General features: G+C 72.4%; 13 protein-coding genes, 1 tRNA gene and 1 pseudogene. 10 read left to right on the top strand and 5 right to left on the bottom strand.

Annotation, left to right across the window (positions count from 1 at the left end; genetic code table 11):
• The 6 genes and pseudogenes from Q9R08_RS20405 to Q9R08_RS20380 form a co-directional block, all read left to right on the top strand.
• Positions 1-610 (top strand): annotated as a pseudogene (locus tag Q9R08_RS20405) (hypothetical protein); the annotation flags it as partial.
• Positions 611-723: 113 nt separating this feature from the next.
• Positions 724-1,407, top strand: a complete 684-nt coding sequence (gene hemQ / locus Q9R08_RS20400; RefSeq protein ID WP_308870055.1) for a hydrogen peroxide-dependent heme synthase — start codon at positions 724-726, stop codon at positions 1,405-1,407.
• The gene (gene hemC, locus Q9R08_RS20395; RefSeq protein WP_308870053.1) at positions 1,404-2,321 is read left to right on the top strand and encodes a hydroxymethylbilane synthase; all 918 of its coding nucleotides are present in this window, start codon (positions 1,404-1,406) and stop codon (positions 2,319-2,321) included. Before hemQ ends, hemC begins: the two co-directional genes overlap by 4 nt.
• Positions 2,318-3,295, top strand: a complete 978-nt coding sequence (gene hemB, locus Q9R08_RS20390; protein WP_308870051.1) for a porphobilinogen synthase — start codon at positions 2,318-2,320, stop codon at positions 3,293-3,295. Before hemC ends, hemB begins: the two co-directional genes overlap by 4 nt.
• Positions 3,292-4,608: a glutamate-1-semialdehyde 2,1-aminomutase gene (gene hemL / locus Q9R08_RS20385; RefSeq protein WP_308870050.1), complete on the top strand. Its 1,317-nt coding sequence runs from the start codon at positions 3,292-3,294 to the stop codon at positions 4,606-4,608. Before hemB ends, hemL begins: the two co-directional genes overlap by 4 nt.
• Before the next feature lie 143 nt (positions 4,609-4,751).
• A complete protein-coding gene (locus Q9R08_RS20380; protein WP_308870049.1) occupies positions 4,752-5,666 on the top strand; it encodes a macro domain-containing protein in 915 nt (304 codons plus the stop codon).
• Positions 5,667-5,753: 87 nt separating this feature from the next.
• On the opposite strand, the gene Q9R08_RS20375 is transcribed toward Q9R08_RS20380, so the two are convergent.
• The 4 genes from Q9R08_RS20375 to galU all read right to left on the bottom strand — a co-directional run bounded on the left by Q9R08_RS20375 (position 5,754) and on the right by galU (position 8,582).
• Positions 5,754-5,829, bottom strand: a tRNA-Ala gene (locus Q9R08_RS20375).
• Positions 5,830-5,895: 66 nt separating this feature from the next.
• The gene (locus Q9R08_RS20370; protein WP_308870048.1) at positions 5,896-6,921 is read right to left on the bottom strand and encodes a coiled-coil domain-containing protein; all 1,026 of its coding nucleotides are present in this window, start codon (positions 6,919-6,921) and stop codon (positions 5,896-5,898) included.
• A 120-nt stretch (positions 6,922-7,041) separates the two neighbouring features.
• Entirely contained in the window at positions 7,042-7,671 is a 630-nt protein-coding gene (locus tag Q9R08_RS20365; protein WP_308870047.1) for a GNAT family N-acetyltransferase, read from the bottom strand.
• A 23-nt stretch (positions 7,672-7,694) separates the two neighbouring features.
• Entirely contained in the window at positions 7,695-8,582 is an 888-nt protein-coding gene (gene galU, locus Q9R08_RS20360) for a UTP--glucose-1-phosphate uridylyltransferase GalU (protein WP_308870046.1), read from the bottom strand.
• A 78-nt stretch (positions 8,583-8,660) separates the two neighbouring features.
• On the opposite strand from galU, the gene Q9R08_RS20355 reads away from it, so the two are divergent.
• From Q9R08_RS20355 to mscL, 3 genes are read left to right on the top strand one after another with little or no spacing between them, the layout of a single operon-like run.
• The gene (locus Q9R08_RS20355; RefSeq protein ID WP_308870045.1) at positions 8,661-9,257 is read left to right on the top strand and encodes a 5-formyltetrahydrofolate cyclo-ligase; all 597 of its coding nucleotides are present in this window, start codon (positions 8,661-8,663) and stop codon (positions 9,255-9,257) included.
• Positions 9,258-9,274: 17 nt separating this feature from the next.
• Positions 9,275-9,574, top strand: a complete 300-nt coding sequence (locus Q9R08_RS20350) for an FmdB family zinc ribbon protein (RefSeq protein WP_308870044.1) — start codon at positions 9,275-9,277, stop codon at positions 9,572-9,574.
• Between the two features lie 43 nt (positions 9,575-9,617).
• The gene (gene mscL, locus Q9R08_RS20345) at positions 9,618-10,037 is read left to right on the top strand and encodes a large conductance mechanosensitive channel protein MscL (RefSeq protein ID WP_308870042.1); all 420 of its coding nucleotides are present in this window, start codon (positions 9,618-9,620) and stop codon (positions 10,035-10,037) included.
• Between the two features lie 183 nt (positions 10,038-10,220).
• Here mscL and Q9R08_RS20340 read toward each other — a convergent pair whose 3' ends face one another.
• On the bottom strand, positions 10,221-13,985 hold the full coding sequence (locus Q9R08_RS20340) for an AAA family ATPase (protein WP_418001385.1): 3,765 nt from the start codon (positions 13,983-13,985) through the stop codon (positions 10,221-10,223).
• A 206-nt stretch (positions 13,986-14,191) separates the two neighbouring features.
• Between Q9R08_RS20340 and Q9R08_RS20335 the strand changes: the two genes are divergently transcribed.
• A complete protein-coding gene (locus tag Q9R08_RS20335) occupies positions 14,192-14,878 on the top strand; it encodes a methylated-DNA--[protein]-cysteine S-methyltransferase (protein ID WP_308870041.1) in 687 nt (228 codons plus the stop codon).
• Positions 14,879-14,910: the final 32 nt, after the last annotated feature.

Genomic DNA, 14,910 nt, shown 5'->3' with positions numbered 1-14,910 from the left:
GCAGCCGCAGCCCGCCCCGCCCGGCGCCGCCGTCGCCGGCATCCGCGGCGGCATCAACCGCATCGTGCCCGCACTCGCCGAGGATCTCGCGCGCCTCGGCGGCGACATCCGCCTCCGCACGCCCGTCGACGATCTGGCGGCGCTCGACGGTACCGTGGTCGTCGCCGCGCCGAGCCTGGCGGCCCCGGCCGCACCGGGGCGACGCATCGACCTCGTCACACTGGTGGTGGAGCAGGACGACTTGGATGCCGCACCGCGCGGCACCGGACTGCTGGTCGCCGCAGGGGCACCCGTCGGCGCGCGCGCCCTGACCCACGCCACCGCGAAGTGGGCGTGGCTGCGGGATGCCGCCGCGGGCCGTCACGTCCTGCGCCTGTCATACGACGCGACGCCCGCTGATCCCGTCTCTACCGCGCGGGCCGACGCCGAGACCCTCCTCGGCGTGCCGCTGCCGGTGGTGGTCGACGCCGCCCATGTCTCCTGGGTGCGGCCCGCCGCGGCGATCCCACCCCTCGGCCTCACGGTCGTGGGCGAGACCGTCGCCGGGTCCGGCCTCGCCGGCCTGATCGCCCACGCCGAGCGCTCCGCCGCCGACCTCCTCGCCCGCTGAACCCTTCGTCGCCGCCCGAATCTGCCGTGACGGGATCGGCGCACGGCGGCGGGCTGATGCGCGGGAACGCTGCCACCGGAAACGCTCCGCGCGAGGAGTGAAAGGATAGGAGCATGACCGATGTCTCGGCGAGCCCCTCCACGGAAACCCTCGGCTACACCCTGTGGGCTGTGTTCCGACGCGATCCCCAGCGCCCGGCGCCGACCGGCGATCTGACGGCCGCGGTCGCCGATGTCGAGGCATCCGGAGTCACCGTCCGCGGGTTCTACGACGTGTCGGGCCTCCGCGCCGACGCCGACCTCATGATCTGGCTCACCGGCACCGGCGTCGCCCCCGAGGTCCTGCAGTCCGCCCTGCGGACGCTGCGCCGCGCCGAGCCGCTCGCCTCGCTCGTGCCGGTGTGGAATGCGATGGGCGTGCACCGCGACGCCGAGTTCACCGCGAGCCACCTGCCCGCTTTCATGCGCGACAAGGACCCCGAGGCCTGGCTCACGGTGTACCCGTTCGTGCGCTCGTACGACTGGTACATCCTCCCCGACGAGGAGCGCCGCCAGATGCTCGCCGACCACGGCCGCAAGGGCGCGGCGCACCGCAGCGTCCTGAGCAACACCGTGGCCTCGTTCGCGCTCGGCGACTACGAGTGGATCCTCGCGCTCGAGGCGCCCGAGCTGGTGGAGCTGGTGGACCTCATGCGCGACCTCCGCCAGACAGAGGCGCGCCGCCACGTGCGCGAAGAGGTGCCGTTCTACACCGGCCGCCGCATCGGACTCGACGAGATCTCCGAGGTGCTCTCGTGACCACCCTGCGCATCGGCACTCGGGGCAGCAAGCTCGCACTCGCGCAGACGGGCATGGTCGCCGACGACCTCGCCGACGCGACCGGCGTCACCACCGAGCTCGTCACGATCACCACCGACGGCGACCGCTCGAACGAGCCGCTCTCCCGGGCCGGCGGCACCGGGCTCTTCACCGGAGCGCTGCGCGACGCGCTGCTGGCCGGACAGTGCGACGTCATCGTGCACTCTCTGAAGGACCTCCCGACGGCGCCGCACGATCAGCTCGTCATCGCCGCGATCCCCGCCCGCGAAGACCCCCGCGACGCCCTGTGCGCGCGCGACGGACTCACCCTCGCCACGCTCCCCGCCGGCGCACGCGTCGGCACCGGCTCGCCCCGCCGCATGGCGCAGCTGCGCTCGCGGCGCCCCGACCTCGAGGTCGTCGACATCCGCGGCAACGTCGACACCCGCCTCGGCAAGGTGACCGACGGCGAGCTGGATGCCGTCATCCTGGCCGCCGCCGGACTCCGGCGCATCGGCCGCACCGAGGTCGTGACCGACTACCTCGACGCCGACTCCTGGCCGACGGCCCCGGGCCAAGGGGCTCTCGCGATCGAGGTGCGCCGCGGCGAGGAACACCTCGTCAGCGCGCTCGACCACGCCGAGACCCGCGCCGCGGTGGAGGCCGAGCGCGAGGTGCTCGCCCTGCTCGAGGCCGGATGCTCCGCGCCCGTGGGTGCGCGCGCCGTCGTCGACGCGGGACTCCTCCTGCTGTCCGCCCGCGTCTACAGCCTCGACGGCGCCACGGCCCTGACCTCCTCCCACGCCACCACGTGGCCCGAGGACGACGGCGACCCGCCGCGGGAGGTCGCGGCATCCGTCGCCCGTGAACTGCTCGATGCCGGCGCCGCCGGCCTGACGGGAGAACGCCCGTGACGTATGCACCCGCTGACCGCCCCCGCCGCCTGCGTGCCACCCCGGCCATGCGGCGCCTCGTCGCCGAGACGCGGCTGCACCCCGCCGAGCTGATCCTCCCGATGTTCGTGCGCGAGGGTGCCACCGAGCCCGTGCCGATCTCGTCCATGCCCGGCGTCGTGCAGCACACGACCGAGAGCCTGAAGCAGGCCGTGGCGGATGCCGCGGCCGCCGGCATCGGCGGCATCATGCTGTTCGGCGTGCCCGAGCACAAGGACGCCACGGGCTCCGGCGCGACCGATCCCGACGGCATCCTGAACGTCGCCACTCGCATCGCGGCCGCCGAGGCGGGCGACGCGCTCGTCGTGCAGACCGACCTCTGCCTCGACGAGTTCACCGACCACGGTCACTGCGGCGTGCTCGATGCGAACGGCTACGTCGACAACGACGCCACCCTCGAGCGCTACCGCGACATGGGCGTGGCGCAGGCCGAGGCCGGCTCGCAGCTGCTGGGCCTGTCGGGCATGATGGACGGCCAGGTCGCCGCGGTGCGCGATGCGCTCGACGACGCCGGCTACGCGAACACCCCGATCCTGGCCTACGCCGCGAAGTACGCGTCCGCGTTCTACGGCCCCTTCCGCGAGGCCGTGCAGTCCTCGCTCGAGGGCGACCGCCGGACCTACCAGCAGGATCCCGCGAACCGCCGCGAGGGCGCGCGCGAGCTCGACCTCGACCTCGCCGAGGGTGCAGACATCGTGATGGTCAAGCCTGCGATGAGCTACCTCGACGTGCTGTCGGATGCCGCGGCCGCCAGCCCCGTCCACGTGTGGGCGTACCAGGTCTCGGGCGAGTACGCGATGATCGAGGCCGCCGCGGCGAACGGCTGGATCGACCGGCGCCGCGCGATCGAGGAGTCGGTGATCGGCATCCGCCGCGCCGGCGCCGACGCCGTGCTCACCTACTGGGCACTCGAACTCGCGGAGTGGATCCGATGACGACGAACGCACAGGAATTCGCCCGCGCCCGCGGTGCCATGCCCGGCGGAGTGAACTCGCCCGTGCGCGCATTCGGATCGGTGCACGAGACGCCGCGCTTCTTCGTGTCCGCGTCGGGTCCCTACGTGACAGACGTCGAGGGTCGCGAGTACGTCGACCTCGTCGGCTCGTGGGGTCCCGCGATCCTCGGGCACGCGCACCCCGCCGTCGTCAAAGCGGTGCAGGATGCTGCGGCCCACGGCCTCGGCTTCGGCGCGAGCACGCCCGGCGAGACGGAGCTGGCCGAGCTCATCGCGGGACGCGTCGCGCGCGACGGCGTGACGGCACCGGTGGAGCGCGTGCGCCTGGTGTCGACCGGCACCGAGGCGACCATGACCGCCATCCGCCTCGCGCGCGGCGCGACCGGACGCGATCTGATCGTGAAGTTCGCCGGGCACTACCACGGCCATTCCGACGGCCTCCTTGCCGAGGCCGGATCGGGCGTCGCCACGCTGGCCATGCCGGGCTCGGCGGGCGTTCCCGCGCCCATCGCCGCGCAGACGCTCGTGATCCGCTACAACGATCTCGACGCGGTGCGCGAGGTCTTCGCCGCCCGCGGGGACGACATCGCCGCAGTGATCGTCGAGGCCGCACCCGCGAACATGGGCATCGTTCCACCGGCGCACGGCTTCAACGCCGCCCTCGCCGACATCGCCCATGCGCACGGGGCGCTGCTGATCCTCGACGAGGTGCTGACCGGCTTCCGCGTCGGCCCCGCCGGCTGGTACGGCATCGACCCCGTGCCCTTCTCCCCCGACCTCATCACCTTCGGCAAGGTCGTCGGCGGCGGGCTGCCGCTGGCCGCGCTCGGCGGCTCCGCGGCGCTCATGGAGCTGCTCGCCCCCCTCGGCCCGGTCTACCAGGCCGGTACGCTGAGCGGCAATCCGCTCGCCGTGGCGGCCGGCCGCGCCACGCTCGACCACCTCGATGCGGACGCCTACGCCCGCATCGACGCCGCTGCGACGACGATCGCCGATGCCGCGGCATCCGCTCTCTCCGAAGCGGGCGTGACCCACGTCGTGCAGCGCTCGGGCAATCTGTTCTCGATCCAGTTCGCGGACACGCCGCCCGTCGACTACGACACGGTGAAGGCGCAGGAGGCGTTCCGCTACGCGCCGTTCTTCCGCGCCATGCTCGCGCAGGGCGTCTCGCTGCCGCCGTCGGTGTTCGAGGCCTGGTTCGTGTCGTCTGCCCACGACGACGCCGCGGTGGCGCGCATCGTCGCCGCACTGCCGGCCGCCGCCCGGGCGGCCGGCGAGGCACGACCCGACTGACACGGGCGCGCGCCTGAAGCCGTCGCTCGCCGAGAACAGGTGGTCCGGCGTACACAGGATGATCGGCGGCGAGACGTCCTGCCTGCGCCGGATCGCCTGGCCCGGGCAACCGGGCGCGGCGTCGCCTGGCGCATGATGGAGCCATGACCACGCTCGTCGCCGTCCACGGCGACATCACCACCGAGGCGACCGACGCCATCGTCAACGCGGCGAACAACGCGATGCGCGGCGGTGGCGGCGTCGACGGGGCGATCCACCGCGCGGGCGGACCCGAGATCCTGCGGGACTGCATCGCCCGCTTCCCGAACGGGCTCGCCACCGGCGACGCCGGCTGGACCACTGCCGGCGCGTTGCCGGCACGCTGGGTCGTGCACACGGTGGGTCCGAACTTCGGCGCCGGGCAGCGCGATCGCGGGATCCTCGAGTCCTGCTACCGCCGCTCGCTCGAGGTCGCCGACGAGGTGGGCGCACGACGCGTCTCGTTCCCACTCATCAGCGCCGGCATCTACGCCTGGCCCCGCCGAGCCGCGATCACCACCGCCATCGACGCGATCGCCGGAGCGCGCGCCGCCGTCGACGAGGTGAGGCTCGTCGCACGCGACGAGTCCGCGCACCGCGAGATCGCGTCGGCGCTCGTCATGACGACGTCGGTGCGCATCCTGCAGGGCGTGCGGGAGCTCCACCGCCGCGGCTTCCACCGGCTGCGCGTGTCGCCGGGCCTCGCACCGTCGGGTCTGTACCACCGGATCGTGCTGACGGATGCCGCCGACCCTGACGGCGCGATCCACTACACGTCAGGCGCCGAGACCGAGTTCGCCGGCGGCACCGTCGACGCGATGTCGGCGCCGCACGACGTCGCGGCGCTCATCCTGCGCGCACTCCCCCGCCTCGTCGCCACGCACGACGCACCCGAGTACGTGGCCTGGTTCGCGGGCCTTCTCGCAGCGGTCGAACCGGAGCACGCGCTTCCGGTCTCCTTCGCCGACTACTTCGACGCCGGCGCCGGCTGGGAGATCGGCTGGGGCAGCGGACTACGGTACCCGGCGCCGCCGCGCTGACGCCGCGGGCTGTCGAGGACGCCGCGCCGGAAAACGCAGCCGATCCGGGAAAAGCAGAAGGCCCCCGCTGTGGCGGGAGCCTTCCTGTGGTGGACCTGAGGGGAATCGAACCCCTGACCTCCTCGATGCGAACGAGGCGCGCTACCAACTGCGCTACAGGCCCGTGAACCTCAGAAACACTATCACGGTTCGAGGGCCGTCCCGAATCGACGGGGGCCTCGCGGAGGGCCTATTGGCCGGCTGCGCGACGGGTCAGAAGCTCCCGCACGTGGGCCTCGATCTCGGCGTCGTCGACGTATCCCATGCGGGCGTAGTCGGACTCCGCCGAGGCGGTGCGCGCCGTGCGCGCGGCGTCGATCGAGGGCGGCTTCTGAGCCTCTGCGCGCGCCAGCATGGCCTGCTCGAGGGCGGCCTGGCGCAGGGCTGCGCGGGCGGCCTCGGCATCCAGCACGGCAGCAGCACGCGATCCCGCCGACGCGGTGAGGGGCCGCGGAAGATCGCGCGGCGCCCAGGCGCGCTGCTCGCGTTCGAGCGCGACATCCTGCAGCTCGGCGGCGCGGCGTGGCGCCGCCTCCGTCTCGCGAGCAACGGCACGCGCCGCCACGCGGGACAGGCGATGAAGGGTGACGCCCGACGCCATCACGAGACCGACGCCCAGCCACAGGAGCGTCTGCGCTCCTGCCGTGAGGGTCTCGAACACACCCCAACCGGCGACGGCGAGGCCGCCGAGCCCCACGAGAGTGGCGACAAGACGGAACGCGCGACGTGCGCGGGCTCGGCGGGCAGCAGGAATCGCCCGCGCTGCGGCGAGCTCGACCCGTGCGGCCGCCTCGGCCGACGCACGTTCGGCGCGAGCCCGCTCGAGGTCGACGCGGGCTGCGGCCTCGGCGGCGACGCGCTCGGTGCGAGCCCGCTCGCGCTCGAGACGCGCCGTGGCCTCGGCCACCTCGCGCTCGGTACGGGCGCGCTCGAGGTCGACCCTCGCCTCTTCGAGCGCCGCGTGTTCGCGTTCGGCGAGCGCGCGCTTCGCGAGCCGCTGCTGCGCGGCAGCGGTGCGGGCGTTCAGTTCGAGGCGGACTTCCTCGGGTGTCTCGCTGGTCTCGGCGAGCACGCGCAGCGCCTGGTTCAGGCGGACGGCGTTGCGCTCGGCGGCGTCGAACTGACGGCGGCTGTGCCACGTCGGCAGCAGGTAGACGAGCCACAAGCCCACGGCGACGAGAACGATCACTCCCCCGCCCCACACCTGCCCGCCCATGCAGACCACGGTATGCGACGGATGCCGGTCGCCCCGGCATCCGCTGGCGTGTCCCTCAACACCATCCGGCTGTCCGGTTCGGCGCGCTCACCGGGGAAAGCGTGCCGGAGACGTCGATCGCTACGCGTGCAGCCGGTCTGCGGGCGGCACCGTCGCGGCGTCCTGGGGTGCGCGTCCCGAGATCCAGCGCTGCAGGACACCCTCCGGAACGTCTTCCCGCACCAACGCGAACGCGTAGTGGTCGCGCCAGTCTCCGTCGATGTGGATGAACCGGCGGCGCAGCCCCTCGTAGCGGAATCCGAGCTTCTCGACGACGCGCAGGCTCGCACGGTTCTCGGGACGGATGCAGATCTCCATCCGGTGCAGTCGCAGCTCGGAGAAGCAGATGTCGGTCGCCAGAGCAACGGCGGTCGGCGTGATGCCCCGGCCCGCGAACCGCTCGCTCACCCAGTACCCGATGGTGGCCGACGCGAGCGAGCCGCGCGCGATGCCCCACACGTTCAGCTGGCCCGCGATCTCACCGTCGTGCTCCATGACGAACGGCACGCCGGCCCCGTCGCGGTACTGCTGCAGCAGCCGGCGCACGCCCATCCGCATGTCGAACGACACCGGCCCATCGGGACTGGTCGCCTCCCACGGACGAAGCCACCCCCGATTGGACAGCAATTCGTTCTGCAGCACGCGCGCGTCGCGCTGCTTCACGAGGCGGATCGCCACCGACCCGTGCCGACGAGGCGCCGACAGATCCACGTGACTCCCTCGAACGGGCGGCGTCAGAGATTCGCCGCGAACTCCTTGAACCAGGGACGCAGTGCGGGGCCGAGATCGTCACGATCCGCCGCGAGCTGCACGATGGCCTTGATGTAGTCCACCCTATCGCCGGTGTCATAGCGACGGCCACGGAAAACCACCCCGTACACGCCGGGACCGTCGGGGTCCGCCGCGAGCTCCTGCAGCGCGTCGGTGAGCTGGATCTCGCCGCCCTTGCCGGGCTCGGTGCGCTCGAGGATCTCGAACACGTTCGGCGACAGCACGTAGCGGCCGATCACCGCGAGGTTCGACGGTGCGTCCTCGGCGCTGGGCTTCTCGACCAGGCCGTTCACCTTCACGACGCCGTTGCCGTCGGTCGACTCGACCGAGGCGACGCCGTACAGGTGGATGTGCTCGGGGTCGACCTCCATGAGGGCGATGATCGCCGCGCCGGTGCGCTCGTGCTCCGCGATCATCGTGGTCAGGAGCGGGTCGCGCTCATCGATCAGGTCGTCGCCCAGCATCACCGCGAACGACGAGTCGCCGACGTGCGCCTTGGCGCGCAGAACGGCGTGCCCCAGTCCCTTCGGCTCACCCTGGCGCACGAAGTGGATGTCGGCGAGGTCGCTCGACTCCAGCACGCGGTGCAGGCGGTCGGTGTCGCCCTTGTCCTTCAGCTTCTCCTCGAGCTCGGGAACCGAGTCGAAGTGGTTCGAGATCGCGTTCTTGTTGCGTCCGATGATCACCAGGATGTCGTCGATGCCGGCCTGGGCGGCCTCTTCGACGACGTACTGGATCGCCGGCTTGTCGACGACGGGGAGCATCTCTTTGGGCATGGCCTTGGTGGCGGGGAGGAAGCGCGTGCCGAGACCTGCGGCCGGAATGACAGCTTTGATGGAGGTATGGGGCATTCCCCGAGTCTAGGTGGCACGGCCCACCCGACTCGGTCGCACCGGCCGGTGTGACGAGCGCGCCGTAGAATCGACTGCATGTCCGACGCGATCGCCGATGCGAAACGCGCGCTGCGCGCCGAGCTGCGCGAGCGCCGCCAGCTGATCACGCCGCAGGCACGCGAACTCGCCGAGGCCGGCATCCGCGATCAACTCGACGCCCTCGTCGCCGAGCACGGTGCGCGATCGATCTCGTGCTTCCTGTCGACCACCACCGAGCCGGGAACCCGTTCCTTCGTGACGGATGCCGTGGCCCGCGGTATCCGCGTCCTCCTTCCGGTGACCCGCACCGACGGCCTCCTCGACTGGGCCGTCGCGACCGACGACGGCGACATCGCCGAGGGCATGTTCGGACTGCCCGAGCCGGTCGGCGAGCTGCTCGGCCCGATCGCCGTCAACGACGTCGACCTGCTCATCATCCCGGCCGCCTCGGTCGACTGCAGCGGCATGCGTCTCGGCTGGGGCCGGGGCTTCTACGACAAGACCCTCGGGTCCATGGAGCGCTGCCCTCCCGTCTACGCGGTCGTCTTCGACTCCGAGTTCGTCGACCAGGTCCCCAGCGACGAACTCGACCAGCCCGTGACCGGCGTCGTCACGCCCACGCGCACCATCACCCTCGCGCCCAGCCGGCGCTGACACCCACCGAGAGAGCCATGCCCACCTACGCCTACGCCTGCAAGCAGTGCGGTCACCGCTTCGACGCGGTGCAGTCCTTCGCCGACCCCACCCTCACCGAGTGCCCCGAGTGCGGCGGTGCGCTGCGCAAGGAGTACGGCTCGATCGGCGTGACCTTCAACGGCTCGGGCTTCTACCGCACCGACTCGCGCGCCGGCGCGAAGACCGGCGGAGCGGCGGCCGGCGGCGGCACGGATGCGTCGAGTGGCGCCTCCTCGTCGACTTCGACATCATCGAAGTCCGAGGCGAAGGCCTCACCCGCGTCGTCCGGATCCTGATCGTCCGGAGCCCCCGGCGCGGGCGGACACCCAGGGGGTACGCGTGATCAAGGGCTTCAAAGAATTCATCCTGCGCGGCAACGTCATCGACCTCGCGGTCGCCGTCGTCATCGGCGCCGCGTTCACCGCCGTCGTCAATGCGATCGTCTCGAGCATCATCAATCCGCTCATCGCCCTCGTCTGGAAGCCGGACGAGAACGGCACCATCGGCATCCCCGTGAACGGCCTGTGGGGCGAGGTGATCTTCCCCATCGGCGACCTGATCAACGCGATCATCGCCTTCCTCGCGGTCGCGATCGTCGTCTACTTCGTGTTCGTGCACCCGATGAACGTCCTCAAGGAACGCGCAGCCGCCAAGGCCGGGATCACGCCCGCCGACGAGGAGCCGAAGCTTCCCACCGAGCAGGAGATCCTCGTGCAGATCCGCGACATCCTGGAGAAGCAGGCAGCCTCGAGGCCCTAGTAGTGCGGCGGGACGTCGCGCCGCAGGCGCTCGTCGTTCGGCCCCGCTGAACCGGGGCTCGCGTCGGGCGCCGCGGTGGCGGCATCCGTTTCGTCATCACCGGGAACCGGCTCGGCGCTCGTTCCTGGCGCAGGCGTCAGCTTCGCCCGCCGGGAGCCCTTGACCCGCTCGATGCGCTGTCGGTCACTCGACGACATCGATCGGCTGGGTCTCGTGGTCGACCCGGGGCGCGTCGGGCGGCACGCCCAGCATCGCGGCGATGCGCTGCGCGACGTCGGCCGGGTCGCGGTACAGATCGAACGAGTGCACGCGCACGTAGTGCCAGCCCAGGCGCCGCAGGATCTGCGGGCGCAGGCGCAGCGACTCGCGCAGCGACTCCCCGATCGTCTCGGGGTCGCTCTCGACCACGACCGCCTTGCCGTCGTACTGCGCGACCAGCGGCAGCAGGCCGCGGTAGTGCACGTCGACCGAGAGCCCGGCACGGCGCAGTTCGCGGGCGAGGCCGCGGGTCAGCGGATCAGCGAGGTCTTCGAGGCGCGCTTCACGCGAGCGCGCGGCGATCCCGCCGAGGATCGTCATGAGCGTCGCGGCGCCGTACTCCAGGCGCCCGTCGTCGAAGGCCGAGGGCCGGATCGACGACACGATCACCATGGACCGGCGGGCGCGTGTCATGCCGACGGTCAGCAGCCGCTCGCCGTCGGGCGACGAGAGGTCGCCGAAGTCGCTCAGCACGCGGCCGTGCTTGGTGAGGCCGAAGCCGAGGGAGAAGACGACGCGGTCGCGGCTCTCGGCGACCGACTCCTCGAGTGTCAGCACGGCGAACGGCTCGGCGGTGTCGCGCGAGACGAAGTCGGCGACGTCGGAACGTCCGGCGAAAGCGGCCTCGACAGCGGCGCGGATCCGCTCGGCGTGACGCGCGCTCGCGGTCACCACCATGAGCGACTCGCTCCCCCGGTTCACCGCGTGCTCGACCACGAGGGTCACGACGCGGGCCACCTCGGAGTCGGGGCTCTCGACGGCGCCGGTGATGGGGTCGGGCGTGCCGTGGCCGCCCTCGACATAGTCGACGGCGAGGCTGCCGCGGCCGAGGTACGAGCCCGCCCAGGGCAGCGACACGAGTTCGCCGCCGTAGAACGCGTCGTTCACGAGCGCCGCCAGGTCTTCGCCGCCCGCGCGGTAGCTGCGGGTGAGCGTCTCGACCGGCAGCAGCTCGGCCAGACGCTCGAACACGCTCGTCGAATCGAAGGGAACCTCGTCGTCCTCCGGCCCGTCCCCTGAGGCAGGGGCCGCTGTCGCCGTCCCGTTGGTCTGCGGCGGCGTGGCGGCGCCCGACACCGCCGATCCGGCGGCGACGCGGAACGGCGTCGGCTTCTGCGTGACCGGATCGCCGAACGCCACGACCTGCCCCGCGCGGCGGAGTGCCGGTGCGGCCTCGGCGAGGCAGAGGGCTCCGGCATCCGCCAGGATCACGACGTCGAACCCGACGGCGTCGGGGATGCGCGGCACCTCGTACGGCGACGCCAGCCACACCGGCGCCAGCGTGCGCGAGAGCACCGGAGCGACGGTCGCGAGTTCGGTGGGCGTGATCGCCCCGCGCTTGAGCGCGTGCTTCAGCCCGTCGGCCTCGCTCTTGTGGTCGACGATCCCGATGCGCCACTGCGTGGCGAGGTGGGCGGCGAGGAGGGGGCCGGATGCCGAGGCATGCGCTTCGTCGACGAGCCGGAAGTCGCGCTCCAGCCGGTCGACGACGGCGGTGTTCGCGCCGAGGACGGCGCGATCGGTGCGCAGCAGCAGCTCGAGCGCTGACTGCCACCACGCGTACTCGAGCTCGGCGGCCACCTGGTCTTCGGGCACGTGTCGCACCGACAGCTCGAGCAGGAGGGGCTCGAGGCCCATCGCGGCGAGCTCGGTGCGCAGCGTCGCGCGCTCCTTGAGGTTGTCGAAGACGTCGGAGTCCGCGGCGAGGCCGGCGAGCGTGCGCACCAGCTGCTTCACGGGCAGCGTCGAGAGCCGGTCGGCCTCGCTGCGGCCCAGCGCGGCGTCGAGTTCGGCGAGCTCGGCATCCACGCGCTGCCACGCGACCTGCACGTCGGCGAGCCCGAGCGGCAGCTCGGGCGTGACCCCGGTGTCGACGTACCGCTGCCACTCGGTGCGCTGCTGCTGGATGCGCACGAGCGCCTCGTACATGTCGGGCACGTGCACGCCCGGACGCAGGTACTCGCGCGACAGCCGACGCAGCCGGCGGCGGTTGGCGCCGGTCATGTCGGGGGCGTCGCGCCGCGGCGCGTGCGCCTGGATCAGCTCGCCGAGCGGACGCTCGAAGACGGTGAGGCTGAACCGGTCGAGGGAGTCGCGGATGCCGCGCAGCAGGCGCAGGTACACCCCGAGTTCCGCGATGGTGCGGAAGGGACGCATGCGCGTCTGCGCGATGAGCTCGTAGCCGCGCTCGAGCAGCGTGGGCACGTCGCTGCGGTGCAGCTTGCCGGCGAGCCCGTGGGCGCCGCGCGCCTCTTCCACGGTCGCGAACGTCACGCCGTACCAGGGCGAGTCGTCGGGGCCGAACCGGAATTCGCCGAGCCGCGCCGCGGCGGCGAGCTTGGCTGCGGCATCCTGTCGGGTCGTGGCCAGGCTGGCGAGCGCCTCCGCGTCGAAGCGGGCCTCCGTCACCGGCGCGACGCCGCGCTCGGCGAGCTGCGCGAGCTCGCGGAGGATGTCGAGGACCGACACGCCGAACGCGGGATGCTCGGCGGTCACGGCCGAGCGATAGTCCCGCAGCACACCGCGCAGGCGCACGAGCGCGTCGTCGATGTCGGAGACCTTCGGCGCCTGGGCCTTCTCGTTGCGGCCGATGGCGCGGATGAGATCGCGCTGGAGGCGGTCAGGCGAGACAGCGAGCCCCGGGAGCCCGATGCCGGCGAGCCGGTGGCGCACGCCGTCGAGCGTCGAGCGCCGGGCGCTCACGACGAGCACGCGCTTGCCGTCGCGCACCAGCGCGCCGACGGCGTTGATCACGGTCTGGGTGCCGCCGGTGCCCGGCAGGGTGTGGACGACGAGCGACTGCCCGTCGGTCACCCGCGCGAGCACGCGCTCCTGCTCGGAGTCGGCATCGAGCAGCAGCATGTCGGCCGCCGGCGGACGCTCGTCGGGGCTGGTGGGCACGGGTCCGCGGCGGTGGAGCGTGAGCGACTCGCGGTCGGCGACGTGGCCGGCCAGCGCGTTCAGCACACGATGATCGAGGTTCGCGGCGTCGAGCGCCATGTCGCCGCCCACGTCGGCGAAGCTCGACACCAGCAGGCGCGGCTTCACCGCGAAGCTGTCGATGGATGCGGTCAGGGCGCGGATATGGTCGATGACCGGCTGCGGTTTGAACACGCCGTTGTCATACGCGAGGGCGGCGAGACCGCCGGCGTCGATCATGATGCCGAAATGGGTGCGCATCGCGCGGACGAGCTCGGGGTTGACCGAGAACGTGCCGTGCAGCTTGAGCTCGAAGTCGCCGTGGTGACGGCGGATCGCGAGCGGCCGCAGCAGCACCGGTGCGCTCCAGCCGATCCCGCCGACACGGAAGGTCGCCAGGCCGACAGCGAGGCGCACGGCGTCCAGGCCGCGCGTCGTGCGCAGCTCCTGGTCCTTCGCGGTGATGCGTTCGGCCGCCAGTCGCGCGTTGCGCAGCGCGACCTCGTCGCGGAACAGGTTCGACAGCAGCGTCGACCGCCCGGTGATGAACTGGGGGAGGCTGCCGGGATGCGCCTTCGTGATCTCGATGGACGCGTCCTGGCCGTCCGTGAAGTGCAGCAGCGTCGACCGGCCGCCGAGAGCGGCGGACTGCAGACGGAGCCGATCGCGCTCGGACTCGGCGACGTGCACGACGGTGACGTCGGGTTCGGCGAGACCCAGATCGCCCGGGGTCACGTCGTACCCGCGCTCGGCGTCTTCTGGGCCCAGCACGGCGCTCCGTTCTGCTCGCCACACACGTGCCACCCTAAAGGCGACGACTGCCGGGCACTTGCAATGGACCTGAGTTTCGCGGTATTGGACGCGGCCGGATCGACCTTCGCGCAGCCCCTCCTCCCCAGACCGGCCGGCCGTGCGGCATCCCACAGATCGGATGCCGGAGCCCCCGCCGCGTGCGCGCACGGGGCCAGGATGGTCGCATGACCCCCGAGGAACCGCCCCGCTTCCGCGTCCACCCGTCGCCGATCGGCGACATCCTCATCGTCACGACCGCCGACGGCATCGTGACCCTCCATCCCTTCGACGGCCCCCTGCACAGCGAGATCGAACGCGTCGCGCTGCAGCTGCGCGCGGTGCCGGTCCCCGACGAGGGGACGGATGCCGCCGACAGCGTCTTCGAGGTGGCGATCGACCAGCTCGACGAGTACTTCGAGGGCGACCGCCGCGAGTTCGACCTGCCGCTGGACTGGCGGCTGGTGCGCGGCTTCACGCGTGCGGCGCTCGAGGCGGTGTGCGATATCCCCTATGGCGAGACGGCGAGTTACGGCGAAGTGGCGGTCATGGCCGGCACGGCGCGCGCGGCCCGCGCCGTCGGCACGGCGTGCGCGACGACGCCGTTCTCGATCGTGGTGCCGGTGCATCGTGTCGTGCGTGCCGACGGATCGCTCGGCGAGTACGGCGGGCGTCCCGATATGAAGCGGTTCCTCATCGAGCTCGAGCAGGGGCCCGGCATTCCGCAGGCGCCGAGGTCGGCCGACGCGAGCGGGGCCGACGGGGGCGGGGCGGATGCAAACGCGGCCGACGCGACGGAAGCGCCCGGCGCCCCAGTCGACGCGACGGAAGCGCCCGGCGCCCCGGTCGACGCGAAGCTGGCGGCGGGCGTGTAGGCCGCCCGCACGCCGCGAGGCCCGGGCGGGGT

This window comes from Microbacterium psychrotolerans, from assembly GCF_031085295.1.
GTDB lineage: Bacteria > Actinomycetota > Actinomycetes > Actinomycetales > Microbacteriaceae > Microbacterium > Microbacterium psychrotolerans.
This window is presented reverse-complemented; position numbering and strand designations above follow the sequence as displayed.